Source organism: Streptomyces sp. Root1304 (assembly GCF_001426405.1).
In the GTDB taxonomy this organism is placed as follows: Bacteria; Actinomycetota; Actinomycetes; order Streptomycetales; family Streptomycetaceae; genus Streptomyces.
On sequence record NZ_LMEP01000002.1, the window covers coordinates 166380 to 191715 of the forward strand.

The 25336-nt window shown below is 72.2% G+C and carries 26 protein-coding genes and 1 tRNA gene; 10 read left to right on the top strand and 17 right to left on the bottom strand.

What is annotated here, in order from left to right:
* Positions 1–94: 94 nt before the first annotated feature.
* Positions 95–2233: a VCBS repeat-containing protein gene (locus tag ASD33_RS05735; protein ID WP_079044579.1), complete on the top strand. Its 2139-nt coding sequence runs from the start codon at positions 95–97 to the stop codon at positions 2231–2233.
* A gap of 112 nt (positions 2234–2345) precedes the next feature.
* On the opposite strand, the gene ASD33_RS05740 is transcribed toward ASD33_RS05735, so the two are convergent.
* The 4 genes from ASD33_RS05740 to ASD33_RS05755 all read right to left on the bottom strand — a co-directional run bounded on the left by ASD33_RS05740 (position 2346) and on the right by ASD33_RS05755 (position 6100).
* A complete protein-coding gene (locus ASD33_RS05740) occupies positions 2346–2531 on the bottom strand; it encodes a hypothetical protein (RefSeq protein ID WP_056554342.1) in 186 nt (61 codons plus the stop codon).
* A 112-nt stretch (positions 2532–2643) separates the two neighbouring features.
* Positions 2644–3534 carry an SDR family oxidoreductase gene (locus tag ASD33_RS05745; RefSeq protein WP_056554344.1) on the bottom strand — a complete coding sequence of 297 codons (891 nt, stop codon included), beginning with the start codon at positions 3532–3534 and terminating at the stop codon, positions 2644–2646.
* The gene (locus tag ASD33_RS05750) at positions 3531–4436 is read right to left on the bottom strand and encodes an alpha/beta hydrolase (RefSeq protein WP_056554347.1); all 906 of its coding nucleotides are present in this window, start codon (positions 4434–4436) and stop codon (positions 3531–3533) included. Before ASD33_RS05750 ends, ASD33_RS05745 begins: the two co-directional genes overlap by 4 nt.
* The gene (locus ASD33_RS05755) at positions 4433–6100 is read right to left on the bottom strand and encodes an NAD(P)/FAD-dependent oxidoreductase (RefSeq protein WP_056554350.1); all 1668 of its coding nucleotides are present in this window, start codon (positions 6098–6100) and stop codon (positions 4433–4435) included. The genes ASD33_RS05750 and ASD33_RS05755 overlap by 4 nt, the downstream gene beginning before the upstream one ends.
* A 200-nt stretch (positions 6101–6300) precedes the next feature.
* Here ASD33_RS05755 and ASD33_RS05760 point away from each other — a divergent pair, with 200 nt between their 5' ends.
* On the top strand, positions 6301–6939 hold the full coding sequence (locus ASD33_RS05760; RefSeq protein WP_056554945.1) for a MerR family transcriptional regulator: 639 nt from the start codon (positions 6301–6303) through the stop codon (positions 6937–6939).
* A 94-nt stretch (positions 6940–7033) separates the two neighbouring features.
* On the opposite strand, the gene ASD33_RS05765 is transcribed toward ASD33_RS05760, so the two are convergent.
* Positions 7034–7837 (bottom strand): exodeoxyribonuclease III, encoded by an 804-nt coding sequence (locus ASD33_RS05765; protein WP_056554353.1) that lies wholly within the window; start codon positions 7835–7837, stop codon positions 7034–7036.
* A gap of 50 nt (positions 7838–7887) precedes the next feature.
* Here ASD33_RS05765 and ASD33_RS05770 point away from each other — a divergent pair, with 50 nt between their 5' ends.
* Positions 7888–8367 (top strand): GNAT family N-acetyltransferase, encoded by a 480-nt coding sequence (locus tag ASD33_RS05770; protein WP_056554356.1) that lies wholly within the window; start codon positions 7888–7890, stop codon positions 8365–8367.
* 97 nt (positions 8368–8464) lie between these two features.
* Here the strand turns inward: ASD33_RS05770 and ASD33_RS05775 are convergent.
* The 7 genes from ASD33_RS05775 to galU all read right to left on the bottom strand — a co-directional run bounded on the left by ASD33_RS05775 (position 8465) and on the right by galU (position 13903).
* Positions 8465–8538: transfer RNA gene (locus ASD33_RS05775), tRNA-Ala, on the bottom strand.
* A 147-nt stretch (positions 8539–8685) separates the two neighbouring features.
* On the bottom strand, positions 8686–9753 hold the full coding sequence (gene glpR / locus ASD33_RS05780) for a gephyrin-like molybdotransferase receptor GlpR (RefSeq protein WP_056554359.1): 1068 nt from the start codon (positions 9751–9753) through the stop codon (positions 8686–8688).
* A gap of 137 nt (positions 9754–9890) precedes the next feature.
* Positions 9891–10502, bottom strand: a complete 612-nt coding sequence (locus ASD33_RS05785) for a GNAT family protein (RefSeq protein WP_056554362.1) — start codon at positions 10500–10502, stop codon at positions 9891–9893.
* Positions 10499–10990 (bottom strand): MogA/MoaB family molybdenum cofactor biosynthesis protein, encoded by a 492-nt coding sequence (locus ASD33_RS05790; RefSeq protein ID WP_056554949.1) that lies wholly within the window; start codon positions 10988–10990, stop codon positions 10499–10501. Before ASD33_RS05790 ends, ASD33_RS05785 begins: the two co-directional genes overlap by 4 nt.
* Positions 10991–11073: 83 nt before the next feature.
* Positions 11074–11559, bottom strand: coding sequence for a cyclic pyranopterin monophosphate synthase MoaC (gene moaC, locus ASD33_RS05795; protein WP_056554365.1), 486 nt, complete (start codon positions 11557–11559; stop codon positions 11074–11076).
* Between the two features lie 57 nt (positions 11560–11616).
* Positions 11617–12885, bottom strand: a complete 1269-nt coding sequence (gene glp / locus ASD33_RS05800) for a gephyrin-like molybdotransferase Glp (RefSeq protein WP_056554952.1) — start codon at positions 12883–12885, stop codon at positions 11617–11619.
* A 106-nt stretch (positions 12886–12991) separates the two neighbouring features.
* The gene (gene galU / locus ASD33_RS05805; RefSeq protein WP_056554368.1) at positions 12992–13903 is read right to left on the bottom strand and encodes a UTP--glucose-1-phosphate uridylyltransferase GalU; all 912 of its coding nucleotides are present in this window, start codon (positions 13901–13903) and stop codon (positions 12992–12994) included.
* Positions 13904–14007: 104 nt separating this feature from the next.
* Here galU and ASD33_RS05810 point away from each other — a divergent pair, with 104 nt between their 5' ends.
* Positions 14008–14610, top strand: coding sequence for a 5-formyltetrahydrofolate cyclo-ligase (locus tag ASD33_RS05810; RefSeq protein WP_056554371.1), 603 nt, complete (start codon positions 14008–14010; stop codon positions 14608–14610).
* Here ASD33_RS05810 and ASD33_RS05815 read toward each other — a convergent pair.
* On the bottom strand, positions 14600–17323 hold the full coding sequence (locus ASD33_RS05815; protein WP_056554374.1) for a penicillin acylase family protein: 2724 nt from the start codon (positions 17321–17323) through the stop codon (positions 14600–14602). The two genes, ASD33_RS05810 and ASD33_RS05815, sit on opposite strands and share 11 nt — an antisense overlap.
* Positions 17324–17582: 259 nt before the next feature.
* Here ASD33_RS05815 and ASD33_RS05820 point away from each other — a divergent pair, with 259 nt between their 5' ends.
* The 6 genes from ASD33_RS05820 (at position 17583) to mscL (ending at position 23327) form a co-directional block, all read left to right on the top strand.
* On the top strand, positions 17583–19106 hold the full coding sequence (locus ASD33_RS05820; RefSeq protein WP_056554378.1) for a potassium/proton antiporter: 1524 nt from the start codon (positions 17583–17585) through the stop codon (positions 19104–19106).
* 251 nt (positions 19107–19357) lie between these two features.
* Positions 19358–20629 carry an MFS transporter gene (locus ASD33_RS05825; protein ID WP_056554381.1) on the top strand — a complete coding sequence of 424 codons (1272 nt, stop codon included), beginning with the start codon at positions 19358–19360 and terminating at the stop codon, positions 20627–20629.
* Between the two features lie 68 nt (positions 20630–20697).
* Positions 20698–21048 carry an FmdB family zinc ribbon protein gene (locus ASD33_RS33865; protein WP_079044582.1) on the top strand — a complete coding sequence of 117 codons (351 nt, stop codon included), beginning with the start codon at positions 20698–20700 and terminating at the stop codon, positions 21046–21048.
* A 91-nt stretch (positions 21049–21139) separates the two neighbouring features.
* Positions 21140–21985, top strand: coding sequence for an S-methyl-5'-thioadenosine phosphorylase (locus ASD33_RS05835; protein ID WP_056554387.1), 846 nt, complete (start codon positions 21140–21142; stop codon positions 21983–21985).
* Between the two features lie 214 nt (positions 21986–22199).
* Entirely contained in the window at positions 22200–22694 is a 495-nt protein-coding gene (locus ASD33_RS36075; protein WP_063992046.1) for a hypothetical protein, read from the top strand.
* Positions 22695–22808: 114 nt separating this feature from the next.
* Entirely contained in the window at positions 22809–23327 is a 519-nt protein-coding gene (gene mscL, locus ASD33_RS05845) for a large conductance mechanosensitive channel protein MscL (protein ID WP_056554393.1), read from the top strand.
* Positions 23328–23346: 19 nt separating this feature from the next.
* On the opposite strand, the gene ASD33_RS05850 is transcribed toward mscL, so the two are convergent.
* From ASD33_RS05850 to ASD33_RS05865, 4 genes are all read right to left on the bottom strand, one after another.
* A complete protein-coding gene (locus tag ASD33_RS05850; protein ID WP_056554396.1) occupies positions 23347–23568 on the bottom strand; it encodes a hypothetical protein in 222 nt (73 codons plus the stop codon).
* A gap of 111 nt (positions 23569–23679) precedes the next feature.
* Positions 23680–24108, bottom strand: coding sequence for a hypothetical protein (locus tag ASD33_RS05855; protein ID WP_242426936.1), 429 nt, complete (start codon positions 24106–24108; stop codon positions 23680–23682).
* The gene (locus ASD33_RS05860; RefSeq protein ID WP_056554399.1) at positions 24105–24734 is read right to left on the bottom strand and encodes a Rieske (2Fe-2S) protein; all 630 of its coding nucleotides are present in this window, start codon (positions 24732–24734) and stop codon (positions 24105–24107) included. Before ASD33_RS05860 ends, ASD33_RS05855 begins: the two co-directional genes overlap by 4 nt.
* Entirely contained in the window at positions 24731–25330 is a 600-nt protein-coding gene (locus ASD33_RS05865) for a 4Fe-4S dicluster domain-containing protein (RefSeq protein ID WP_056554403.1), read from the bottom strand. The genes ASD33_RS05860 and ASD33_RS05865 overlap by 4 nt, the downstream gene beginning before the upstream one ends.
* Positions 25331–25336 lie beyond the last annotated feature (6 nt).

Genomic DNA, 25336 nt, shown 5'->3' on the forward strand with positions numbered 1-25336 from the left:
AGATCCGCCGCCGGACACGTACAACTTTTCGGCCTGTGACGGGTCTGACCGGGTGTGGCGCATGGCGCGCCAGTGCTCCGGGAGGAATTCGAACGTGCTTCACGCCCGCACGACGCGACGCCGGCTGGTCGTCGCCGTCACCACCGTTCTCGCCGTCACCCTCGGCGCGGGCGCACTCGCCGTCCCGGCGAACGCCGCCCCCGCCGGCTCCGCGGCGGCCGTCACGGCGGTCACCGCCGACGCCCCGATCCCGTTCCCGAAGGGACAGAAGCTGGCCGACGCCGGCGTGAAGGGCTTCCTCACCCGGTCCGCGGACGGGCTCCAGACCCGATTCGCCTGGTACGCGGGCGGCACCGCGGCCGGCTACGGAAGCCGCACGTATCTGCGGTCCACCCGGACCAACGACTTCCTGGTCTTCGCCGAGCACTACAAGGTCACGCTCCGGGACCTGACGACGATGGCGATCCGCGAGGTCCCCCTCGACCCCCTGACGAACACGTCCGCGTACGTCGGCTCCGCCGCGGACGCCGTGTTCACCACCGACGGCACGGACCTGCTCAAGCACACCATCGCGGGCGGCACGGGATACGTGGCGGGCCTGCCGACCGGCGCCACCGCCGTCACGATCCAGCCGGGCACCCCCGACGACGCCCTGGTCCAGTTCACCGCGGACGGCGTGCGGAAGTGGGCGCTGCTCGACCTCACCACCGACACCGTCGGCAAGAGCTTCGACCTCCCGGCGGGCGCCACGATCAGCGCCGTCTCCGCGACGCACGTCGCCTGGGCCAGGGGCGATGCCAACACCCGTGCGGCGGTCTTCGTCATGGACCGGGCCACGGAGGCCGTCCAGGAAGTCCCCGTCCCCCAGCCGGTGCAGGGCGAGTTCCTGGTCCGCCTGGTCGGCGGCTGGGTCGTGTACGGCGCCGGGGGCGCCTTCGAGGACTACACCCCGCTGGGCCCCGTCACCGCGTACCACCTGGCCACGAAGACGACGGCGAAGCTGCTCGACCACATGACCTCGGCCGCCGCGGCCGGCGACGGCAGCCTGTACGTGCGGGGCGGCAGCGTCGAACAGGGCGAGGGCATGTACCGGGTCACGGCGACGGGGGACGACACCCCCGCCGTCACCCTGGTGGCGAGCACCGGCGAGCCCACCGCGCTGCAGATCACGGGCGACGACGTCCCCGCCAAGGTCGACCTCGACAGGAACGGCGGGAAGGCGACGTTCAGCTGGACCCTGTCCAGGCCCGGCGCGAACGTGCAGCTCCGGGTGTGGCACACCCGGACCGGGGCGGACTTCCGGGCCTACGACTACCCGCGGGACACCGCGAAGGCGACCTTCGAGTGGCAGGGCTCGTACAACGGCGACTACACGTGGGAACTGACCGCCCAGCCCGACAACTACATCGGCCCGCCTGCGGTCGCGACCGGTTCGTTCACGGCCACCCGCACGCCCAAGCCGCACGACTTCGACGACGACGGCGCCCCCGACGTCTTCCTGAGGGACACCTCCGGCCGGCTGTGGCGGGCGAACACCACGTACGGCGAACAGCTCAAGGCCTACACCCACCAGCTGATCGGACCGGGCTGGCAGATCTACGACCGGATCGAGGTCACCGGGGACGTCGCCGGCTCGCCCGTCGCCGACCTCGTGTCCCGGGACAAGGCGGGCGTCCTCTGGCTGCACCAGGGCGACGGGCGCGGCGGCTTCGCCCCCCGGGTCGGCCTGGGCGGCGGCTGGCAGGTCTACCAGCAGCTCGCGGGCGGCAGCGACCTGACCGGCGACGGCCGGGCCGACCTGGTCGGCCTCGACAAGGCCGGCGACCTGTGGCTGCACAAGGGCACGGGCTCCGCCACGACCCCCTTCGCCCCGCGCAAGAAGATCGGCTACGGCTGGGGCATCTACAACCAGCTGGCCGCCGTCGGCAACGTCGCGGGCGGACCGGCCGGCGACCTGGTCGCCCGGGACACGGCCGGCGTGCTCTGGCTCTACCTCGGCAAGGGTGACGGCACCTTCGCGGCCCGCACCAGGATCAGCGGAGGCTGGGGCCCCTACCAGCACCTGGTCGGCGTCGGTGACGCGAACCGGGACGGCCGCCCCGACCTGGTCGGCGTCGGCGCGCAGGGCCAGTACCTCTACCGCGGTACGGGCGACTGGAAGACCCCGCTGCTCGGCCCGCAGGCCGCGACCCTGACCAACGTCTACGGCGGTCCGTACGACAGCGTCGCCTGAGCCCGACGGGACTCGCGGTCAGCGAGCACACGCACAGGGGAGGGCGCACCCGGGATGACCCGGGTGCGCCCTCCCCGCGCGACCGACACGATCGCAGGCGAAGCGCGACGCGTCAGGCGTCGTAGTCCTGGTCGAGACGGTCCTGGGCCTCCTGCTGGGCCCGGCGCGTCTCGTCCTCGGGACGGCCACGGCCCTGGGAGGCGCGCTCGGACGCCTCGTCCTTCGCCTTGCCCATGGCCTGCTTGGCCTTGTCCGCGGCCTGCTTGCCCTTGTCCTTGAACTGGTCCTGCATACCCATGGAAGTTCACTCCTAGAAGGGTGTGTGCGGGGGCCGGGGGCTGCTTGCCCCTCGGGCCTCGACCAGCGTTGCACGAGCGAACACTCCACGCATGTCGATCGGTTACGGACCGCTACCGGGCGGCGGGCCCGTCCGCCCTGGCCTCCTCGTCGGCCGCCCCGCCCGCACCCACGAGCCCCTTGGGCACCGAGCCGAGCCGGGGCTCGAAGCGCTTCATCTCGCGCTGTCCGACGGTCGCGATGATCCCGGGCAGATAGCCCCGGACCGACTGCATCCCGCGCAGCCACCACTGCGCGTACACATGGGGGGAGCGCCGCTCGATGCCCGCGACGATCCGGTCGACGGCCGGGCCGAGGGGGTACGTACGGTTCGCCGGCCACGGCAGCCGCTGCCGCAACTCCCGCATCACGTCGTCCTCGTCGGCGCCCCGCACCATGTCCGTGTCGGTCCAGGAGAGGTAGCCGACGCCGACCTTCACGCCCTTGTACGCGACCTCGGCGCGCAGGCTGTGCGCGAAGGCCTCGACACCCGACTTGGAGGCGCAGTACGCCGACATCATCGGGGCCGGGGTGAGCGCCGCGAGCGAGGCGATCTGGAGGAAGTACCCCCGGGACTCCATGAGGACGGGCAGGAACGCCCGGCCCGTCACGGCGCCGCCGATCAGATTGACCTCGATGACCCGGCGCCAGGCGACCGGGTCGGACTCGGCGAACGGACCGCCCGCCGCGACACCGGCGTTGGCGACGACGATGTCGACCTTCCCGAAGCGTTCCTTCACCTCGGCCGCGACCCTGGCCATCGCCTCGTGGTCGGTGACGTCGGCGTGCCACCAGTCGGCCTCGGTGTGCAGCCGCCCGGCGACCTCCTTGAGCTGCTCCGGCTCCAGGCCGACCAGCGCGATCTTCGCCCCGCGCGCGGACAGCTTGCGGGCGAGGAGTTCCCCGACGCCGCGGGCACCTCCGGTGACGACCGCGACCTGTCCTTCCAGGCTCACCCGGCTCATGCCTTCTCCTTCACTTCCAGGTACGTGTCGGTCAGTTCACGGATCCGCGCGGTGACGGCCTCGGGGGCCTCCACCGGCGTCATGTGGCCCATGCCCGCGAGTTCGAGCAGGCCCACGCACTGCGGGAGCGCCTCGGCCATCGCCCGCGAGTGGACGGGCGGGGTGAGCCGGTCGGCGGTGCCGACGAGGACCGCGACCGGCAGGTCGAGGGCCCGTACGCCCGCTTCGAGGTCGAGCTCGGAGAGCACCCGGGACCAGCCGACACGGGCGCCGCGCGGGCAGGCGTGCACGATCCTGGCACAGGCGTCGACCCGGTCCGGGGCGGAACCCGGTCCCATCGTCGCGTACTTGAGGATCTTCTTCGAGACGGCGTTGACCGGTCCGAGGGGCGCCTTGGCGCCGAGGACGCCCCGGGTCAGCCGGGTGCGCCGCCCGCTGGGACGGCCCGGGACGACGGTGGCCTCGGCGGTCAGCCGGGACGGTCCGGTGGAGCAGAGCAGCAGGGCCGCCGCGTGCTCCCGGAAGCCCGGCCGGCCGGCCGCCGCCATCAGCGTCATGCCGCCCATGGAGTGCCCGGCGACGACGGCCTTCTCACCGGGGGCGAGGGTGGCCGCGAGGACCGCTTCGAGGTCGTCGGCGAGCGCGCGGGTCGCGTACCCGGAGGGCCCGGCGGGGGCCGGGGACCGGCCGTGGCCGCGCTGGTCGTAGGCGATGACCCGGTGGTCGGCGGCGAGGGCCCGTATCTGCTCGGCCCAGAAGGCGATCGAGCAGGTCCAGCCGTGGGCGAGGACGACGGCGGGCGCGCCCTCGGGGCCGTACACCTCGACGTGGATCCGGGAGCCGTCGGCGGAGACGGCGGTGAGTTCGCGGGACGGGGGCAGCGAGGTCAGGTGCCGGCTCACTGGGCGGCCTCCTTCTTGCGGGAGGTGGTGCCGCGGCTCTTCGCGGCGGCGGCGGGCTCGGTGGACTCGACGGACTCGGTGGGCTCGGCGGGTACGGCCGCCTCGGCGGACTCGACCGGCTCGGTGGACGTGACCGGCTCGGCGGACTCGACCGCCTCCGCGGGCCTGGCCGCCTCCGCGGTCCTGATCGGCTTCGGCGCGCGGATGACCTCGTACTCCGAGAGGTCGACCTGCCGGGTCTCGCGCCGGAACTCGCCGGTCGTGCCCGGCCAGAGCGTGGTGTTGCGGCCGTTGGCGTCGAGGTACCAGCTCTCGCAGCCGCCGGCCTTCCAGACGGTCCGCTCCATCCGGGCCTGCACCTTGCGGTTCCAGGCGCCGACGGCGGAGGGCCGGGCGGCGAGGGCGGCGCGCCCGCCGAGGACGTTCAGCTGGCGCAGGTAGTCGGCCAGGTAGTTCAGCTGGGACTCGATCATCAGGATCATCGAGGAGTTGCCGAGGCCCGTGTTGGGGCCGATGACCGTCATGAAGTTGGGGAAGCCGGCGGCGGTGGCGCCGCGCAGCGCCTCCACCCCGCCCTTCCAGGACTCGGCGAGGGTCTGCCCGCCTTCACCGACGACCCGTTCCGCGATCGGCATGTCGGTGACGTGGAAGCCGGTGCCGAAGACGATCGCGTCGACCTCGGTCTCGGTGCCGTCGGCGGCGACCACGGTGGAGCCGCGGATCTCACGGAGCCCGGAGGCGACGACGTCGACGTTGGGCTGCGCGAGCGCCGGGTAGTAGGCGTTGGAGAGCAGGATGCGCTTGCAGCCGATGCGGTACGAGGGCGTCAGCTTGGCCCGCAGCACCGGGTCCTTGATGGACTTGGCGATGTTGGCCCTGGCGAGCTTCTCGACCAGGCCGAGTTCGTTCGGGTGCTTGGTGAAGGCGCCGACCTGGAGTTCGCGGATGCCCCAGAGGATGCCCCGGCGCAGGGTGCCGGTGACGGGCAGGGCGCGGTGGAGCCAGCGCTCGGGGCCGGTGATGGCCCGGTCCATGCGGCGCATGACCCAGGGGGGCGTGCGCTGGAAGAGGGTCAGCTTCCCGACCCGCGGCTGGATGGCGGGCACGATCTGGATGGCGGAGGCGCCGGTGCCGACCATGGCGACGCGCTTGCCGGTGAGGTCGTAGTCGTGGTCCCAGCAGGCCGAGTGGAAGACCTTGCCGGGGAAGTCGGCGATACCGGGGATGTCCGGGATCTTGGGGTCGGAGAGCGGTCCGGTCGCGGAGACGACGACCTCGGCGCTGAAGCTGCCGCGGCTGGTCTCGATCTCCCAGCGGAGCGTCTCGGCGTCCCACACCATGCGCAGCACCTCGTGGTCGAGGCGGAGGTGGGGGCGGATGCCGAAGGTGTCCGTGACGTGTTCGAGGTACGCCCGGATGTGCCGCTGCCCGGAGAAGGTCCGGGGCCAGTCGGGGTTGGGCGCGAAGGAGAAGGAGTAGAGGTGGGACGGGACGTCGCAGGCGCAGCCGGGGTAGCTGTTGTCCCGCCAGGTGCCGCCCACGGAGTCGGCCCGTTCCAGGACCACGAAGTCGGTGATCCCCTCGCGGCGCAGCCGGACCGCGGCGCCGAGGCCACCGAATCCGGATCCGATCACCGCCACCCGTACGTGCTCGTGCTTCGCCATGCCGCCTCCCGCGCGCCCGGTCGATCGCGCCAGCAATCACTGGCACAGTCGGGACTGTAGAGCAGCTCCATACCGAGCGGTAGGGGTACGACGAGGGAAAGTTACCGGCGGTACAACATAGGCTGGCGGACGTGGCAGAAGGATCGGGCAAGGGACCGGGAACCGAGACCGTGACGGACGAGGGCGAACGCGAGTACCGCATGGAGGAGCTGGCGGCCGCCGCCGGCATCACCGTGCGCACCCTGCGCTTCTACCGCGAGCGCGGACTGATCCCGCCGCCCCGCAGGGAGGGCCGGATCGCCTGGTACGACACCCGGCACCTGGCCCGGCTGCGGACCATAGCCGCCCTCCTGGAGCGCGGTCACACCCTCAACGGCATCGCCGACCTCACCACCGCCTTCGAGAGCGGCCGGAACGTCCGCGAGGTCCTCGCCCTCCCCGCCCCCTCCGAGGAGGAGCCGGTCCGCCTGACCCCCGAGGAGCTGGCCGACCACTTCGCCGGCGAGGTCACCGCCGAGAACTTCGCCGCCGCGCTCGACCTCGGCTATCTCGTCACCGACGGCGAGGAGATCATCCACATCAGCCGCCGGCTGCTCGACGTCTCCGCCGCCCTGGTCCGGGAGGGCATCCCGCTCGCCGAGGTGCTCAAGGCGGGCTCCCGCGTCCGCGAGCACGCCGACGCCCTCGCGGAGCTCTTCACCGAGGTGCTGCGCGCCCACGCGGGCGAGGACGACGTGTGGCGGCTGCGGCCGCTCGCGAAGAGCGTGGTGGAGGCGGAGCTGTCGCTGGCCCTCGACCGCCGGCTCCGCGCGGGCGGAGCGACGGAACCGGACGCGTAGACGCCCGGCCCGCCCCTCGCCACCGGACAGGCCGGCCAAGGGCCCCGCAGGCGGCCCGCCACCGGGCAGGGCCGGTCAACGGCCCACAGGCGGCCTACAGGTCGTAGACGGCGGTCACGGGGGCGTGGTCGCTCCAGCGCTCCTCGTGGGTGGCGGCCCGCTCCACGTACGCCTTGACGGCCTTGGCGGCGAGACCGGCGGTGGCCATCTGGTAGTCGATGCGCCAGCCGGAGTCGTTGTCGAAGGCCCGCCCCCGGTAGGACCACCAGGAGTAGGGGCCCTCCTGCTCGGGATGGAGCTCCCGCACGACGTCGACATAGGCCCCGTCCGCCGCGTCGAGCACCCGGCCGAGCCACTCCCGCTCCTCGGGCAGGAAGCCGGCGTTCTTCTTGTTGGCCTTCCAGTTCTTGAGGTCGGCCTCGCGGTGGGCGATGTTCCAGTCGCCGCAGACGACGACCTCGCGCCCGTCGGCGGCGGCCTTCTCGCGCAGCTCCTTGAGGTAGGGCAGGAAGGCGTCCATGAACCGGTACTTCTCGTCCTGGCGCTCGGTGCCGACCTCGCCGGAGGGCAGGTAGAGGCTGGCGACGGTGACGCCGGGCAGGTCGGCCTCGACGTACCGGCCGCTGCCGTCGAACTCGCTCGAACCGAAGCCGACGCGGACCCGGTCGGGCTCGCGGCGGGTGTAGAGGGAGACGCCGGCGCGGCCCTTGGCGGCGGCGGGCGCGTGGACGGTGAACCAGCCCTCGGGCGCCCGCACCTCCTCGGGCAGCTGCGCCTCCTCGGCGCGCACCTCCTGGAGGCAGACGGCATCGGCGGAGGTCCCGCCCAGCCACTCGACGAACCCCTTCTTGGCGGCGGCGCGGAGCCCGTTCACATTCACGCTGGTCACAGTGAGCATCCCGGGAGAATACCGACACCCGAGGTCCGCATACATGTACGATACTCCGCATGAACATCCAGCCCACGCCCTATGACCACCCGGACGCCGTCGCTCTGGACGCCGCCGTCCAGGCGGAGTACGCCGCCCGCTACGACGACGAGGGCGATGTCACACCGCTGGCGGCCTGGATGTTCGCCCCGCCCCAGGGCCTCTACCTCCTCGCCTACGACCCGGCGGGCCGCCCCGTCGCCACCGGCGGCTGGCGCACCCAGGACAAGAACGACGAGGGCTACGAGAACGGCGACGCCGAACTCAAGCGCATGTACGTCACCCCGGAGGCCCGCGGCCTGGGCCTGGCCCGCCGCATCCTGGCGGACCTGGAATCCGACGCCCGCACCACCGGCCGCACCCGCATGGTCCTGGAGACCGGCACGGCCCAGCCGGAGGCGATAGCCCTCTACCTCTCCAGCGGCTACGAACCCTGCGCCAGGTTCGGCCACTACCGCAACCACCCCACAAGCCGCTGCTTCGCCAAGCCACTGCTCTGAGGCGTCACCCCGGGGGTTGTCCCGCACAACGGGACGACCCCCGAAACGACGGAGATCCCGTCCGATCTTTCGATCGGACGGGATCTCCGTTTGTCTGTGGACCTGTGGGGATTTGAACCCCAGACCCCCTCGATGCGAACGAGGTGCGCTACCAGACTGCGCCACAGGCCCTTGCGACGTGTGAAACATTAGCATCCCGACCGGCTCAGGCAAAAATCCGTTCCTCCGCAGGTCAGCCCGGGGGGTTCGGGGGGAGCGTCGACACGCGCGCCGGACTCCCCGGCCGGCCTGGAATGGCCGGTCAGGGAGGGGGCCGCGTCATTCGTTGGCGGCCCGGGGGCGGTCGTCGTCCGCGTACTGGTCGAAGAGCGGGGTGCGGCCGTTGTCGCGGCCTCGGCGGGGCTGGGTGGTGCGCTGGCGCGGGGCCGGGGACGGCGCGGGGGCCGGGTCGGCCGCCGTGGAGGAGCGCGCCGCGCTCCAGGTCTCCGGGTCCGTGATGTCGATGCCGCTGGTGGCGCGCGGGGCGACCGGCGCGGTGACGTACGTGGGCAGCGGCACCGGGACCGGGTCCCAGCTGTCGCCCCGGGCCGGGCCGCGCTCGCGCTGCTGGTCGACCCACTCCGCGTGGTCGGTCTGTTCGACCAGGGCCCGCCGGTCCGCCTCCTGCGGGGAGGGGGCCTCCTCGGGGGACGGCTCGGGCGTGGGCGCCGGGCGCCGGCTCTCGCGCAGCCGGGCCGCGGCCGCTTCGGCGCGCCGCCGGTCCATCACGTACACGAAGCGGCGCCGCTCCTGGACGCGCAGATGCACGATGTACGAGCTCAGCAGCAGCGCGGGGACGGCCGGCGCCCACAGGAAGGGCACTCCGCCGACGGCCGCGACGACCGCGCCGAGGGTGAACCCGGCGAAGAGGAGTGTCGTGGTCCGGCGGCGGCGCGCGAGCACCTTGCCGCGACGGGCGCGCTCGGCCGCGGAACCGGCGGAACCCGAGGCGCCGGGGGCTCCCGCGGCGGGGCGGGCCTGGGCGGGGTGCGAAGCCGGCGCCTGGGCATGGACCCGTTCCGGCTCCGGCGCCGGGACCTCCAGGCGCGCTTCCGTTCTGGCCGCGGGCGCGGAGAAGGCCCGGACGTCGACCGAGCTGAGATGCTCGGTCTCCACGTCCGGGTCCACGTCGGGCGTCGGACCCTCCGCCGTACGGTCCCGCTCCTTGAGCTCCTTGGCGTACCGACGCTCCATGCCCGCCCGTCCGGAAAGCAGCCGGATGGCGGTGCTGAAGCGTTCCGTCGGACGGGCTTCGTTCAGCTCGTCCTGCCTGCGGAGCCACATCGGCACCAAGTAGGCGGCCCAGGCCCCGACGATGACTGCGTAGATGAGGCCGCTGCTGCTCACGCCTCACACGGTAGAGGGGTTCCGTAACACGCATCGGCCAATTGGCCCGGTGTGTCGCACGATCTGGCTGATATCACTGAACTTTTTTGTGATTGTTCAGATCGATTGACCGCCAACTACCGATTAAATTCGAACACTTATTTTATTCTCGCCTGGTGCCAGCGTCGGAGCAGCCCCTCCGGGACTTCCTCCGCCGTCAGCGCGAAGACCAGATGGTCCCGCCAGGCGCCGTCGATGTGGAGGTACCGGGGCCGCAGCCCCTCCTCGCGGAAGCCGAGCTTCTCCACGACCCGCCGCGAAGGCCCGTTCTCCGGGCGGATGCAGACCTCCATCCGGTGCAGGCCCACCGTGCGGAAGCAGTGGTCGACGGCGAGCGCGACCGCCGTCGGCATGACCCCGCGCCCGGCGACCTCGCTGTCCACCCAGTAGCCCACGTGCCCCGAGCACATCGAGCCCCAGGTGATCCCGGCGACGGTCAACTGACCGACGAGCCGCCCCCGGTACTCGATCACGAAGGGCAGCATCCGGCCGGCGTTCGCCTCCGACCGCAGATGGCGGACCATCTGACGGTACGTGGGGCGCTGCGCGACCGGCGCGCCCGGAGGCGCCGGCGGGACCGTCGCCTCCCAGGGCCGCAGCCACTCGCGGTTGCGCCGGTTCACCTCGCGCCAGGCGGCGTGGTCGCGCGTCCTTATCGGACGGAGCAGCACCTCGCCGTCCACGAGGACCACCGGCCAGGACGGGATCACGACGGTCTCGGGTGGTCGCCGCCGCGGATCTGGTCGACGGCGTGCCGCAGGACCGGCTCCAGGACGGTGAGCCCGTCCCGTACCCCGCCGGTGGACCCCGGCAGGTTCACGATCAGGGTGCCGCCCGCGACCCCGGCGAGGCCCCGGGAGAGCGCCGCCGTGGGCACCTTCTCCCGGCCGTACGCCCGGATCGCCTCCGGGATGCCGGGGATCTCCCGCTCCAGGACCCGGCGGGTCACCTCGGGCGTCTCGTCGGTGGGCGAGATGCCCGTGCCGCCGGTGGTGACGATCGCGTCGTACCCGGCGGCGATCCCGGCCCGCAGCGCGGCCTCGACCGGCGCCCCGTCCGGGACGACCCGCGGGCCGTCGACGGCGAAGCCCATCCGGGTGAGGCCCTCGGCGATCAGCGGTCCGCCCTTGTCCTCGTAGACGCCCGCGGCCGCCCGGTTGGAGGCGGTGACGACCAGCGCGGAGTACGGGGCAGGCAGGGCGCCCCCGGCGTCCGCCTCGGGCGCCGCCGGCGGGTCCTCGTGCTCGTGGTCATGGGTCCCCGCCACCCGGCCCCCGCGCGTCACGAGCCGCTCCGCGTCCAGTGGCCCGACTTGCCGCCCGTCTTCTCCTCCACCCGTACGTCGGAGATGACCGCGCCCTTGTCGACCGCCTTCACCATGTCGACCACGGTGAGGGCGGCCACGGAGACCGCCGTCAGGGCCTCCATCTCGACGCCCGTCCGGTCGGTTGTCCTCACCGTCGCCAGGATCTCGACCGCGTCGTCGGTGACCGCCAGGTCCAGCGTCACGCCGGAGACGGCGAGCGGGTGGCAGAGCGGGATGAGGTCGGGGGTGCGCTTGGCGCCCATGATCCCGGCGATCCGGGCGGTCGCCAGCGCGTCGCCCTTCGGGACGCCCTCGCCGCGCAGCAGCTCGATCACGCGCGGCGAGACGAGGACCCGCCCGCTGGCGCTGGCGGTGCGGGACGTGACGTCCTTCGCCGATACGTCGACCATGCGGGCGGCGCCCGCCTCGTCGATGTGGGTGAGACCTTGCTGCGTGCTCATGGCCGTGACACTCCCGGTCGCTGTGTGGGACGACACCGTACCCCCACCCTCGCCCCCTCAGCCGAGGAGGACCACTTCCAGCTCGGTGCCCGGTTCCACGCTCACCGTCTCCTCCGGGACCACGAGCAGGCAGTCCGCGTGCGCGAGGGCCGCGATCAGATGGGAGCCGGCGCCGCCCACGGGGGTGACCGTGCCCGCCTCCGGGTCGTACGTCCCCCGGAGGAACTGCCGGCGCCCGGCCGGCGAGGACAGCGCCCCGTCCGCGGCCAGCTCCGCCCGCACCCGGGGCCGGTGCAGGTCCTCGACGCCCATCAGGGCACGGATCGCGGGGCGGACGAACAACTCGAAGGAGACGTACGAGGAGACCGGGTTGCCCGGGAGCGCGAGCAGCGGGATCTGCTCCTCGCCGATCGCGCCGAAGCCCTGCGGCTTGCCCGGCTGCATGGCCAGCTTGCGGAAGTCGACCTGCCCGTCCGCGCTCAGCGCCTCCTTCACCACGTCGTACGCGCCGACGCTCACCCCGCCCGTGGTCACGATGAGGTCGGCCCGGATGAGCTGGTCCTCGACGGTGGCGCGCAGCGACTCCGCGTCGTCGGCGACGGCGCCCACCCGGTACGCGAGCGCGCCCGCGTCCCGGGCGGCGGCGGCGAGCGCGAAGCTGTTGGAGTCGTGGATCTGGCCCTCGCCCAGCGGCTCGCCGGGCTGGACCAGCTCGCTGCCCGTGGACATGACGACCACGCGGGGGCGGGGCCGCACCCGGACGGAGCCGCGCCCGATCGCGGCGAGCAGCCCGATCTGCGGCGGCCCGAGGACGGTGCCGGCCGCGAGGGCCAGCTCGCCCGCGCGGACGTCGCTGCCCTGGGCGCGGACATGGGCGCGGGCCTCGGCGGCGCGGTGCACCCGGACCTCGCCGGCCGCGCCCTCGGGGGCGGTGCTCGCGGCGGTCATGCCGGTGGCGGCGCCGCAGCCCGTACCGCCGTCGGTCCACTCCACGGGGACGACGGCCTCGGCGCCGGGCGGCAGCGGGGCGCCGGTCATGATGCGGGCGGCCTGGCCGGGGCCGACCTCGGGCAGGCCGCCGGCGCCCGCGGCGACGTCGCCGATGACGGTGAGGACGGCGGGGAACTCCTCGGTGGCACCGGCGACATCGGCGACCCGGACCGCGTACCCGTCCATGGAGCTGTTGTCGAAGGGCGGCAGCGCGGCCGGCACCGTCACGTCCTCGACGAGGACGCAGCCCTGGGCGTCGAGGAGTTGCAGCTCGATGGGTTCGAGCGGGCCGACGGTCGCGAGGATGTCGGCCAGGTGCTCGTCCACCGACCACAGACCGCGCGCGGGGCCCGCGCAGGGGTCGGCAGGCTTCCGCTCGTCGTCAGGGCCGTGCTCGTGGTCGTCGTGGGACGGCGACGGTGCCGTGCTGCTGCTCAAGGTGCTACATCTCCTCGCTGACGTATCTCCGGAGCCAGGCCCGGAAGTCCGGTCCCAGATCTTCACGTTCGCACGCGAGTCTGACAATGGCACGCAGATAGTCCCCGCGGTCGCCGGTGTCATAGCGGCGCCCCTTGAACACGACGCCGTGCACCGGTCCGCCGATCTTCTCGTCGGAGGCGAGCTTCTGCAGGGCGTCGGTCAGCTGGATCTCGCCGCCGCGCCCCGGCTCGGTCTCCCGCAGCATCCCGAAGACGGCCGGGTCCAGGACGTACCGGCCGATGATCGCGTAGTTGCTGGGCGCCTCGCCCGCCTCGGGCTTCTCGACCAGGTCCGTCACCTTCACCACGTCGGAGTCGACGGTCGCCTCGACCGCCGCGCAGCCGTACAGGTGGATCTGCGAGGGCTCGACCTCCATGAGGGCGATCACGCTGCCGCCCTCCCGCTCCTGGATCTCCACCATCCGCGCGAGCAGCGGGTCGCGCGGGTCGATCAGGTCGTCGCCGAGGAGGACCGCGAAGGGCTGGTCGCCGACGTGCGGGGCGGCGCACAGGACGGCGTGGCCGAGGCCGCGCGGGGCGCCCTGGCGGACGTAGTGCATGGTGGCGAGGTCGCTGGACTCCTGGACCTTGGAGAGGCGTTCGGCGTCGCCCTTCCGGCTCAGGGCCTCCTCCAGCTCGTAGTTCCGGTCGAAGTGGTCCTCCAGGGGACGCTTGTTCCGGCCGGTGATCATCAGCACGTCGGAGAGACCGGCCGCGACGGCCTCCTCCACGACGTACTGGATGGCCGGCTTGTCGACGACCGGCAGCATCTCCTTGGGCGTCGCCTTGGTCGCCGGGAGGAAGCGGGTGCCGAGGCCGGCGGCCGGGATGACAGCCTTGCTGATCCGGCCGAGCCTGGGGAGCGACTGATTCATGCGGTGCACCTTAGCCGTTCGAAATGAGAAGAAGATGTGCCTTTGATTAACTTCCTCCACATCACGCCAGTTACGAGAATTCCACGGATCCCCATGAGGCCGTCATGACACCTGAGATGTCCGAAAAGACCGCGCTGCGCAGTCGACTTCTGGCCGCCCGCGCCGCCCTGGACGCCGATTCCCTGGCGCACACGGCCGATTCCCTCGCCCGCCAGGGACTCGAACTGGCCGAACTTTCCGAGGCCTCCACCGTCGCCGCCTATGTGTCGGTCGGCCGCGAACCGGGCACGCGCGCGTTGCTCGACGCGCTCCACGCACGCGGAGTACGGGTCCTGCTCCCCGTCCTGCTCCCCGACAACGACCTGGACTGGGCCGCGTACGACGGTCCCGGGCGGCTCGTGAAGGCCGGCCGGGGACTGCTCGAACCGCTCGGCCCCCGGCTCGGCCCCGAGGCCGTGTGCGCCACCGACGCCGTCCTGCTGCCGGGCCTCGCGGTCGACGGGCGCGGGATGCGTCTCGGCCGCGGCGGCGGCTCGTACGACCGGGTGCTCGCCCGGCTCGCACGCGCGGGCGTGGATCCGGCCCTGGTGGTGCTCCTGTACGCGGACGAGGTGGTCACCCGGGTCCCGGAGGAACCGCACGACCACCCCGTTCACGCGGTGGTGACCCCGGAGGGGGTCACCCGCTTCCGCACCGCTACGGCTTGAGGACCAGCGTGTCCTTCGTCGACGCGTCGACGGCCGCCTTCCCGTACGCCCAGTCGTAGAGCTCGCCCTTCGCCCAGGCGTCCGTCTGGTCGGTGTAGTTCGAGTGGAAGGCGTGCCCGGAGGCACCGGTCAGGTTGATCCACCGGGACTTGTCCCAGTCGCCGACGTTGACGACCATCCGCATCGACGGCACCCAGATCACGTCGTAGCCGCCGGCCGCGTTCCAGCCGGTGGCGTCGACGGCCGCCTCGCCGCCGCCCAGGTTCCACGGGCCGCGGTTGAGGAGCTGCTGCACGACGCCGGGTCCGGCGGTGCCGAGGGTCTGGTTCTTCAGGGTCAGCTGGTGCAGCCGGCCCCAGCTCCAGGTGGAGACGTCCTTTCCGAGCTTGGCGGTCAGCTCCCAGCGCGCGTCCTTCATGGCGCGGGCGAGCAGCTGGTCACGGGTCTCGGTGGCCGGGTCCAGGCGGTTGCCGGGGGTGGTCCACCACTCGCTCTTCTCCTGCTTCAGGAGCGGGCGGACGACCTCGTACCAGCGGTCGCCGCCGTCCGGCTGCGCCGAGTCGGGGTCGCGCTCGCCGCATTCCCGTACGAGCTTGTTCTGCTCGTCGACCGGGCCGGTGGCCTCGGCCGGGCGGACGTTGATGCAGTCGCCCTCGGCGCGCAGTTCCTTGGGCAGCTTGTTGCCGAAGGACAGCTTGAGGACGTTGCGCCAGACCGCGTTGAAGTAGGCGGCGGCGGCCGAGTCGGGCTCCTGGGTGTAGTCCCAGCCCTCCAGGAGCTTCTGCGCCTCGCGGACGTACGGGTCGGAGATGTCGATCTTCAGCAGCAGCGGGTTGAGCAGGGTCGCGATCTCGCTGCGGTTGTCGGTCTGCATGGTCCGCATGTCGTCCGGCGAGATCTTTCCGCCGTCCTTGGTCTTCGACTCGATGAGGTCGTTGATCCGCTGGCTGCGCGAACCGTAGCCCCAGTCCTTGGTGAGCAGGTCGGGGTAGGCCTTCTCGTCGATGACGGCCTGGTTGGCGGTGACGATGTAGCCGCGCTCGGGGTTGTACTCGTAGGGCAGCTGCGCGAAGGGGATGTAGCCCTTCCAGCGGTACCTGGAGTCCCAGCCGGGCGCCGGGAGGGTGCCGTCGCCGGTGCCGCGCTGCGGGATCTTGCCCGGGGACTGGTAGCCGATGTTGCCCGCGGTGTCGGCGTAGATCAGGTTCTGCGAGGGGACCTCGAAGTTCTTCGCGGCGGCCCGGAAGGAGTCGAAGTCCTTGGCGCGGTCGAGGGCGAAGATCGCGTCCATCGACCGGCCCGGCTGGAGGGCGGTCCACTGGAGGGAGACGCCGTAGCCGGTGCCGCGGTCGGGGGCGGCGTTGCCGACGGGGGCCTTCTGGCCGACCTTCTCCAGTTCGGAGGAGCGGTCGGAGACCAGGGGGCCGTGGCCGGTGGAGCGGACGGTGATCTTGCGGTCCTCCCCGCCGGCGACCTTGATGGTCTCCTCACGGCTGGTGAAGGGCTTGACCTTGCCGTCGACGAGGTAGCCGTCCGGGCCGATCTTCTCCAGGTAGAGGTCGGTCACGTCGGCGCCGAGGTTGGTGAGACCCCAGGCGATCTTGTCGTTGTGTCCGATGATCACACCGGGCATGCCGGAAAACGTGTACCCGGCGACGTCGTAGCGGCAGGTCGCCGAGACCGAGCGGCAGTGCAGACCCATCTGGTACCAGAGGGACGGCAGCTGGGGCGCGAGGTGCGGGTCGTTGGCGAGCAGCGGCTTGCCGGAGGTCGTCAGCTTCCCGCCGACGACCCAGGAGTTCGAGCCGATGCCGTTGCCGTTGGGGCCGAGCAGGGCCGGGATGGTGTCCAGGACCTCGGAGAGCGCCCCGAGCTGGGCCTGCGCGCCGGGGCCGTCGCCCTGGGTGTCACCGGTGGTGACCCCGTCGCCCTCGCCGGCGCCGGCCTTCGGGTCGAACTTCCCGGTCGACTCGTCGACCCCGCCCCGGTCCACGATCGGCTGGTGGAGCGCGTACGGGTACTCCGGGTACAGCTGCTTGATCTGGCGTGCGCTCAGCCGGCTCGTCATCAGCGAGCGGTCGATCTCGTCCTGCATGTTGCCGCGCAGGTCCCAGGCCATCGCCTTGAGCCAGGCCACCGAGTCCACCGGCGTCCACGGCTCGATCGCGTAGTCGTTGGTGAGGGCCAGGGCCGCGTACTCGACGGAGATGTCGGCCGGGTCCCGGTCCTTCAGATAGGCGTTGACGCCCTCCGCGTACGCCTGGAGGTACTTCTTCGTCTCCGGCGAGAGGACCGAGTCGTACTCCTGCTGCGCGACCCGGCGCCAGCCGAGCGTGCGCAGGAAGGAGTCGGTCTCGACCTGGCTCTCGCCGAACATCTCGGAGAGCCGGCCCGCGGTCACGTGCCGCCGGACGTCCATCTCGTAGAAGCGGTCCTGCGCCTGGACGTAGCCCTGGGCGCGGAACAGGTCCGTCTCGTTGTCGGCGTAGATCTGCGGAACGCCGTTCGCGTCCCGCTTCACCTCGACCTCGCCGGAGAGCGCGTCGAGCCGGATCTCGCCCGTGGTCTGCGGGAACGAGGCCCGGACGGTGCTCACACCCCAGTACCCGCCGTATCCGACGCCCGCGACCAGGGCGAGGACCAGGACGAGGAGGATCAGGCGGGCGCGCCGCCCTTTCTTCTTGACGGGAGGCGGGGTCGTGTTGGAGGGCATCGCTGTCCTTCGAGGGGCAGGGTGGTCCTGGAGTACGGGAGCAACCTTAGGCGCAGCGTCCGGACGACCCGGACGCGGTGTCAGGAAGAGAACCGTACTGACGAGCGAGGAGATGCAAAGAGCGCGTCAAGAAAGCGTTAAAGATTAGGTAAGGTAACGAAGTACCGGCCGCTGGAGGAACGATCCAGCTGCATGTGAGGGGAAGGACCGGCCACTGACTGTCCACGAGCTCAACGAACTCCTGCTCATCAGCTCCCTCGTGCTGCTGATCGCGGTCGCGGCCGTACGGATCTCGTCCCGGAGCGGGCTCCCCAGCCTGCTGCTCTACCTCGGCATCGGCATCGCCATGGGCCAGGACGGGATCGGCAACGTCGCCTTCGACAACGCGGAACTCACCCAGGTCATCGGCTACGCCGCCCTCGTCGTGATCCTCGCCGAGGGCGGTCTCGGCACGAAGTGGAAGGAGATCAGGCCGGCCCTGCCCGCCGCGGTCGTCCTCTCCACCATCGGCGTCGCCGTCAGCGTGGGCATCACGGCCTCGGCCGCCCACTACCTCGTCGGCCTCGACTGGCGCCAGGCGCTCATCATCGGCGCCGTCGTCTCCTCGACCGACGCCGCGGCCGTCTTCTCCGTCCTGCGCAAGGTGCCCCTGCCGTCCCGGGTCACCGGCGTCCTGGAGGCCGAGTCCGGCTTCAACGACGCCCCCGTCGTGATCCTCGTCGTCGCCTTCTCCACCGCCGGACCCGTCGACCACTGGTACGTCCTGGTCGGCACGATCGCCCTCGAACTCGCCATCGGCGTCGCCGTCGGCCTCGCCGTCGGATTCCTCGGCGCCTACGGGCTGCGCCACGTCGCGCTGCCCGCCTCCGGCCTCTATCCGATCGCCGTCATGGCCATCGCCGTCGTCGCCTACGCGGCCGGCGCCATGGCCCACGGCTCCGGGTTCCTCGCCGTCTACCTGGCCTCGATGGTCCTCGGCAACGCCAAGCTGCCGCACGCGCCCGCGAACCGCGGCTTCGCCGAGGGACTCGGCTGGATCGCCCAGATCGGCATGTTCGTCCTGCTCGGCCTGCTCGTCACCCCGCACGAGCTCGTCCACGACTTCTGGCCCGCCGTCGTCATCGGCCTGGTCCTGACCGTGGTCGCCCGGCCCATGGAAGTCCTGGTCAGCCTGCTGCCCTTCCGCATCCCCTGGCAGGAACAGGCCCTGATGTCCTGGGCGGGCCTGCGCGGCGCCGTCCCCATCATCCTCGCCACCATCCCGATGGTGTCCGGGATCGAGGGCAGCGAGCGGATCTTCAACATCGTCTTCGTGCTCGTCGTCGTCTACACCCTCGTCCAGGGCCCGACCCTGCCCTGGCTGGCGAAGGCACTGAAGCTCGGCGCCTCCGGCGAGGCCGCCGACCTCGGCGTCGAGTCCGCACCCCTGGAACGGCTCCGCGGCCACCTCCTCTCCGTCGCCATCCCGGAGCACTCCCGGATGCACGGCGTCGAGGTCGCCGAACTGCGCCTCCCCGCCGGAGCGGCCGTCACCCTCGTCGTACGCGACGGGACCAGCTTCGTACCGGGCCCCGCGACCGTCCTGCGGCACGGCGACGAACTCCTCGTCGTCGCGACCGACCCGGTGCGCGACGCCACCGAGCGGCGGCTGCGCGCGGTCGGCCAGGGCGGCAAACTGGCCGGCTGGCTGGGCACCGGCGGGGCCACCGCGGCCTCGGCCCCCTCGGGCACGGCACCGCGCTTCCACCGGCACAGCGAACAGCACAGACGAACATCCGGTTAATCCCAGGCATTATTTCAAGGGCGGGAGCGTTTTCCCAGGCGGGAAGACGCTCTTCCCTGTACCATGAAGGCACACCTGATCGAACCAACTCTGCCTGACGCAGAGCTGGCGCGACCGTATGGCGGCCGTGGCGCCCCTCCACAGTGGGGCCGGCCCGGTATCTACCGCAGTAACGCGCATGAGGACAGCTCTCGGCGACACCCGCACCACCGTGCCGGGGCGCGCTACCAGGCGGCAGAAAGGCCAGGACCGTGGCGTCCACGGTCATCTCCGACAAGCGGCCCGGCTACGGGCAGCTGCTGCGCACCCCCGGTGCGCTGTCCTTCCTGCTTCCCGGCTTCGCCGCCCGGCAGCCCTTCGCGATGCTGACCATCGGCATCGTGCTGCTCGTCCAGCACACCACCGGCTCCTTCGGCAGCGCCGGCGCGGTCGCCGCCGTCACCGGCGTCTCGATGGCGCTGTTCGCCCCGCAGAGCGGCAAGCTCGCCGACCGCTTCGGCCAGCGGGCCGTCCTGATCCCCGGCGTCCTCGTCCACACCGCGTCCGTCATCCTGCTCGTGGTGCTCGCACTGAGCGGCGCCCCGCTCTGGGCCCTGTTCCTCGCGGCCGTCCCCGCCGGCGCCTCCGTGCCGCAGGTCGGACCGATGGTCCGGGCCCGCTGGGCCGCCAAGCTCGACGGCACCCCGCTGATGCCGACGGCCGCCGCCTTCGAGTCCGTGACCGACGAGTTCACCTTCGTCGTCGGCCCGGTCCTCGCCACCGCCCTGTGCACCGGCGTCCACCCGGCCGCCGGTCTGATCGCCGAGGCCGCCCTCACCCTCGTCGGCGGGCTCTTCTTCGCCGCCCAGCGCGCCACCCAGCCCGCCTTCGGCGCCTCCTCGGCCCACGCCGCCGAGCCCCACCGCTCGGCGCTCTCCATCCCCGGCGTCCGGGTCCTGATCGTCGCCTTCCTCGGCATCGGCTCCGTCTTCGGCGGCATGCAGGTCTCCCTCACCGCCTTCACCGAGGAGATCGGCAACCCCGGCGCCAACGGCCTGCTCTACGGCGTCTTCGCCGCGGGCAACATGCTCGCGGGCATCGCCATGGGTGCCGTGGCCTGGAAGACCGGCCCCCGCCGCCGGCTGATCCTCGGCTACGCCGGGCTCACCGTCGCCGCGTCCCTGCTGTGGACCACCCACTCGGTGCTGCTCCTCGGCGCCCTGGGCCTGGTCGTGGGTCTCTTCATCGCCCCCGCCCTGATCACCGGCTACACCATCGTCGAGACCCTGATCCCGGCGTCCGCCCGTACCGAGGCCTTCACCTGGCTCACCGGCGCCGTCGCGCTCGGCCAGGCCGCGGCCGTCACCGTCGCCGGCCGCCTCGCCGACGCCCACGGCGCGAGCACCGGATTCCTGGTCCCGATGGTGGGCACCGCGCTCGCCCTGGCAACGCTCCTCGCCCTGCGGTCGCGGCTCAGGCCGCGCGAGACGAGCCGCGTCGCGGCGCGTGGTGTCGGTCACCGCGTGCCGGTGGCGGTGGACTGAACCCGCGGAATACGTCAGTATGGATCGTCGTTAGCACTCGATGAGTGTGAGTGCCAGGAGGAAGACAAGTGCCGACCTACCAGTACCAGTGCACCGAGTGCGGCGAAGGCCTCGAGGCGGTGCAGAAGTTCACCGATGACGCGCTGACCGAGTGCCCCCAGTGCAAGGGCCGCCTGAAGAAGGTGTTCTCGGCCGTCGGCATCGTCTTCAAGGGATCCGGCTTCTACCGGAACGACAGCCGCGGCTCGTCGTCCAGCAGCTCGCCGGCCGCCTCGAAGTCCTCGACCTCGTCGACGTCCTCTTCGGACGCGAAGCCCGCCGCTTCGAGCTCGTCGTCGTCCGGTTCCTCTTCGACGGCGTCCACGTCGTCGTCGAGCGGCTCGTCGTCGAGTGCCGGAAGCTCGACCTCGGCCGCCTGATCCAGGCCGGATTCTTACGGTTCCCGTACGAGGCCCCGTCGTTCGCGACGGGGCCTCGGCGTTTCCCGGTGCCGCGCATAGGGTGGCCGCCATGGCGACCCAAGACACGTACGCGGACATCGGTGTGATCGGCGGATCCGGCTTCTACTCCTTCCTGGAGGACGTCACGGAGGTGTCCGTCGGCACCCCCTACGGCAGCCCCAGCGACTCCCTCTTCCTCGGCGAGATCGCCGGCCGCCGGGTCGCCTTCCTCCCCCGCCACGGCCGCGGCCACACGGTCCCGCCGCACCGCATCAACTACCGCGCCAACCTCTGGGCCCTGCGCTCCGTCGGCGTGCGGCAGATCCTCGGGCCCTGTGCCGTGGGCGGACTGAGCGAGGAGTACGGGCCGGGCACCCTCGTCGTCCCCGACCAGCTGGTCGACCGTACGAAGCACCGCGAGCAGACCTACTTCGACGGGGTGCGCCGGGCCGACGGCGTCGTGCCCCGGGTCGTCCACGTCACCTTCGCCGACCCGTACTGCCCGGACGGGCGGCGGGCCGCCGTCAAGGCCGCGCGGGGGCGGGGCTGGGATCCCGTCGACGGCGGCACGATGGTCGTGATCGAGGGGCCGCGCTTCTCCACCCGGGCCGAGTCCCGGTGGCACGCGGCGGCCGGCTGGTCGGTGGTGGGCATGACCGGGCACCCCGAGGCCGTCCTCGCCCGCGAACTGGGCCTCTGCTACACCTCCCTCGCGCTCGTCACCGACCTGGACGCGGGCGCCGAGACCGGCGACGGCGTCTCCCACACCGAGGTGCTGCGGGTGTTCGGCGAGAACGTGGGCCGGCTGCGGGAGGTGCTCTTCGACGCGGTGGGCGCCCTGCCTGCGACGCTGGACCGGGACTGCCTGTGCACCCACGCGCACGACGGCTGGGACCTGGGGATCGAACTGCCGTAAACCCCCCTGGAGGGTGAGGGAGTTGTCCACAGGCACGGGGTGGTCCCCAGGCCGGAGCGGGCGGGCGGCGGGGCGGGGAGAGTGGGGGGCGATCCCACTCCCGACCAGGACGGCGGCGGCCACGATGACGACTCCCCTTTCCCCTCCTCCCACTTCTCCTTCCTCCCCTTCTCATTGCTCCTCGTCCGGCGTCTCCTCCGGCTTTCCGTCGCCCGTGCCGGCGCCGTGCGTGGTGCCGTTCTTCGAGCCGCTACGGGTGCGGGGCGCCCGGCACCGGCTGCGCGGGGCACTGCGGCGGGGCCGCCATCTGCCCGCCGTGCTGCTGGCCCTGGTGGCCGCCGCGCTGGCCGTCGCGGGCGGCGGTCCACGGCCGGAGCCACCCCCGGCGACCGCCGTCGCCACCGCTCGCGCCCGGCCGCCCGTCGTCGTCCGGCCGGTGTCCGTGCCGGTGCGGATCGCCGACGCCGCGACCGTACGGCTGCTGCGCCCCGGTGACCGGGTCGACGTGATCGCCGCACCCAACTCGGCGCTCGGCGCGGCGGGTGAGGCGCGGGTGGTCGCGACGGGCGCCCGAGTGGCCGAAGTTCCGCACCCGGGTGAGACTCGTTCGGACGGAGGGGCGCTCGTCGTCCTGTCCGTGCCACGGGCGACGGCGGCGGCCCTCGCAGGTGCCGGTGTCACATCCCAACTGGCGGTGACGGTGTGCTGATTCGCACTGACACACTGTCAAGTCACCGTTACGTGTGTACGGATTGGACGCCTCTGTGCCCTTCACGGCCTAATGGCTCCGCACCCCGCAACACACGCGACGAAAGGCACCTCGGTGGCCGAGAAGAAGGAAAGTTTGCTGGGAGGCTTCAAGGCCTTCCTGATGCGCGGCAACGTGATCGACCTGGCGGTGGCCGTCGTCATCGGTGCCGCGTTCACGAACATCGTGAACTCGGTGGTCAAGGGCCTCATCAACCCGATCGTCGGCGCCTTCGGCACCAAGGACCTGGAGAGCTACTCGTCCTGCATCAAGGGCACCTGCAAGGTGGTGAACGGCGAGATCGAGGGCGTCCAGCTCCAGTGGGGCCTGGTGCTCAGCGCGGTGCTGAGCTTCCTGATCACCGCGGCCGTCGTCTACTTCCTGATGGTCCTGCCGATGGCGAAGATCCTCGCGAAGCGCGCCGCGCACGACAAGGCGAAGGAGGGCGTCGCGGAGACCATGGAGATCAGCGAGCTGGAGGTACTCAAGGAGATCCGCGACCACCTGGTCGCGCAGCGCGGCCCGTCGACGGGCACGGGAACGGGCGCCGGTTCGGGCGCGGGCGGCGGATCGGGGTCGCACCCCACCTCCTGACCGGCACCCCGTGCCGGGATCAGAGGTGGTGCGGCGGCTTCTCGTCGAGGAAGCGCGCGAGGTCGGCGGCGCTGCTGCCGCCGGCCGGAGGCCGCTCGCCCCATCCACGGTCCGTGTCGTCCGCGGACTGCCGGTCCAGCGGATCGTCGAAGACGAGTACCGGCTTCGGACTGTTCTCGGGGCTGGGACTTGCGCCGGGCCGCTTCGCGTCTCGCGGTCCGTGGGCGGGGGCGGTGCTCATACCTCCAGGGTACGCCCGCGGGAGGGCGGGTCGGCGGCCCTTCCGGCCAGCGGTCCTCAGGTCGACGGCACTCCGGCGTCAGCGGTCCTTCGGGTCGACGGCACTCTGGCGTCAGCGGTCCTTCGGGTCGACGAGCCAGAGGCCCAGGACCACCAGGAACGACAGGACGAGGAAGCCCGCACCCCACCACGCGGTGCCGGTGTCGCCGGTCATCGACTCGTCCACCACGATGGTCAGCCCCCACAGCTGGCCGATGACCACCGTGAGCGCCAGCGTCAGCCGGGCCGTCAGCTTCGCGGAGCGCTCCGGTTCCTGCTCCGTTCCGGCCCCCGGTCCCGGCCCGGTGCGGGTGATCCGGGGGTCGCTGTACCCGCTGGTGGGGCGGATCTGCGGATACCGCTCGTGCACGGGACGGTTCAGGCGCGGCTGCGCACTGCCGGGGGTGTACACGGGGCGCGGGGGCGCGGGTTCCGCGGGCGCCGCCGCTTCCTCCGGGGTCCGGGGGGCTTCCGGGTCCCTGGGGAACGGGCTCTCGGTCATGTGCGCTCACTCCTCTCCGGTCCCGCGGCGCTCCGGCAGATGCGGAGGGCGTCGCCCTGCTCGCGGCAGAGGCCGTCCCTGGCGCTCTCGCCCGAGCGGGCGGTGCCGATCGCCCACACGCTGCCGTCGGCCTGCTCCAGGAGCAGCACCTTCGGCAGGGGCCGGGGCGGTGGTCCCGCGGTGACCGCGCCCGTCCGCGCGTCGAAGATCCCCTCGTGGCAGGGGCAGTACAGCTCGCCCTCGCTGCCCCGTTCCTTGCGCCACAGCACGGCGCAGGCGAGGTGGGTGCAGACGGCGGAGTAGCCGGCGAGGGTGCCGTCCTCCAGGCGGACGGCGACCGCGCGGTCCTCGTCTCCGGGGTAGCGGAAGGCGAGGGACTCGCCGGGTTCGATCCGGTCGGCGATCCTCTTCGGCTCGGGGGCCCCGTCGCTGTCGCCGTGCCGGTGCAGGATGCCGGAGGCGACGGCGACGCCGCCGACGGCGAGGCCGCCGGAGACGGTGGCGACGATCCGCAGGTAGTCGCGGCGGGTGGTGAGCGAGTCGGCGGCGATCCGGTCGTGGAGCGCTTCCTGGGCCGCGTCGGAGTGGGGGTCCGAGGCAGGTGGCTGGGGGTCGGTGACGCTCAACGGACATCCCTTCCATTGATCTCGACGACGGGGAGCCCCCCGGGCACCGGCCACTGGACGCGGTCGGCGGGGACGACCATCGCCACGCCGGTGGAGACGGTGGTGGTGCCGAAGGTGAAGGAGTCGGCCACCTGGACGCCGGGGCGTTCGGCCTGGAGCTCTTCGAGGGTTCCGTAGAAGAGGGCGCCGGTGGGGCAGACGGTGGCGCACATCGGGGCGAGGCCGTAGGCGGTGCGGTCGTAACAGAGGTTGCACTTCATCTGCAGCTTCGCCTGGAGGTCGATCTTCGGTACGCCGAAGGGGCAGGCGTTGACGCAGTTGGCGCAGCCGATGCAGCGGGTGGTGTCGGCCTGCTGCACGACGCCGTCGGCGGTGACGAGGATCGCGTCGGCGGGGCAGACCTCGGCGCAGGGGGCGACGGGGTCCTCGCAGTGCATGCAGACGGTGGGGAGGGAGGCGACGGAGTGGCCCTCGTCGGGGTAGTCGAGGTGGATCATCGACTTGCCGCGGTGGGAGTCGCATTCGCGGCAGGCGGAGACGCAGGCCTGGCAGCCGATGCAGCGGCCCGGGTCGATGAAGATCGTGCGGCCCATCATGTGCGG

Excerpts from the sequence above, each read along its gene's own strand:
- ASD33_RS05810 (WP_056554371.1), top strand. The coding sequence starts at position 14,008 with ATGACACCTGAGATGTCCGAAAAGACCGCGCTGCGCAGTCGACTTCTG.
- ASD33_RS05850 (WP_056554396.1), bottom strand. The coding sequence starts at position 23,568 with ATGAGCACCGCCCCCGCCCACGGACCGCGAGACGCGAAGCGGCCCGGC.
- ASD33_RS05765 (WP_056554353.1), bottom strand. The coding sequence starts at position 7,837 with ATGCTCACTGTGACCAGCGTGAATGTGAACGGGCTCCGCGCCGCCGCC.
- ASD33_RS05835 (WP_056554387.1), top strand. The coding sequence starts at position 21,140 with ATGGCGACCCAAGACACGTACGCGGACATCGGTGTGATCGGCGGATCC.
- ASD33_RS05855 (WP_242426936.1), bottom strand. The coding sequence starts at position 24,108 with ATGACCGAGAGCCCGTTCCCCAGGGACCCGGAAGCCCCCCGGACCCCG.
- ASD33_RS05745 (WP_056554344.1), bottom strand. The coding sequence starts at position 3,534 with ATGAGCCGGGTGAGCCTGGAAGGACAGGTCGCGGTCGTCACCGGAGGT.
- ASD33_RS05865 (WP_056554403.1), bottom strand. The coding sequence starts at position 25,330 with ATGATGGGCCGCACGATCTTCATCGACCCGGGCCGCTGCATCGGCTGC.
- ASD33_RS05770 (WP_056554356.1), top strand. The coding sequence starts at position 7,888 with ATGAACATCCAGCCCACGCCCTATGACCACCCGGACGCCGTCGCTCTG.
- ASD33_RS05760 (WP_056554945.1), top strand. The coding sequence starts at position 6,301 with ATGGAGGAGCTGGCGGCCGCCGCCGGCATCACCGTGCGCACCCTGCGC.
- ASD33_RS05755 (WP_056554350.1), bottom strand. The coding sequence starts at position 6,100 with ATGGCGAAGCACGAGCACGTACGGGTGGCGGTGATCGGATCCGGATTC.
- galU (WP_056554368.1), bottom strand. The coding sequence starts at position 13,903 with ATGAATCAGTCGCTCCCCAGGCTCGGCCGGATCAGCAAGGCTGTCATC.
- ASD33_RS05815 (WP_056554374.1), bottom strand. The coding sequence starts at position 17,323 with ATGCCCTCCAACACGACCCCGCCTCCCGTCAAGAAGAAAGGGCGGCGC.
- ASD33_RS05740 (WP_056554342.1), bottom strand. The coding sequence starts at position 2,531 with ATGGGTATGCAGGACCAGTTCAAGGACAAGGGCAAGCAGGCCGCGGAC.
- moaC (WP_056554365.1), bottom strand. The coding sequence starts at position 11,559 with ATGAGCACGCAGCAAGGTCTCACCCACATCGACGAGGCGGGCGCCGCC.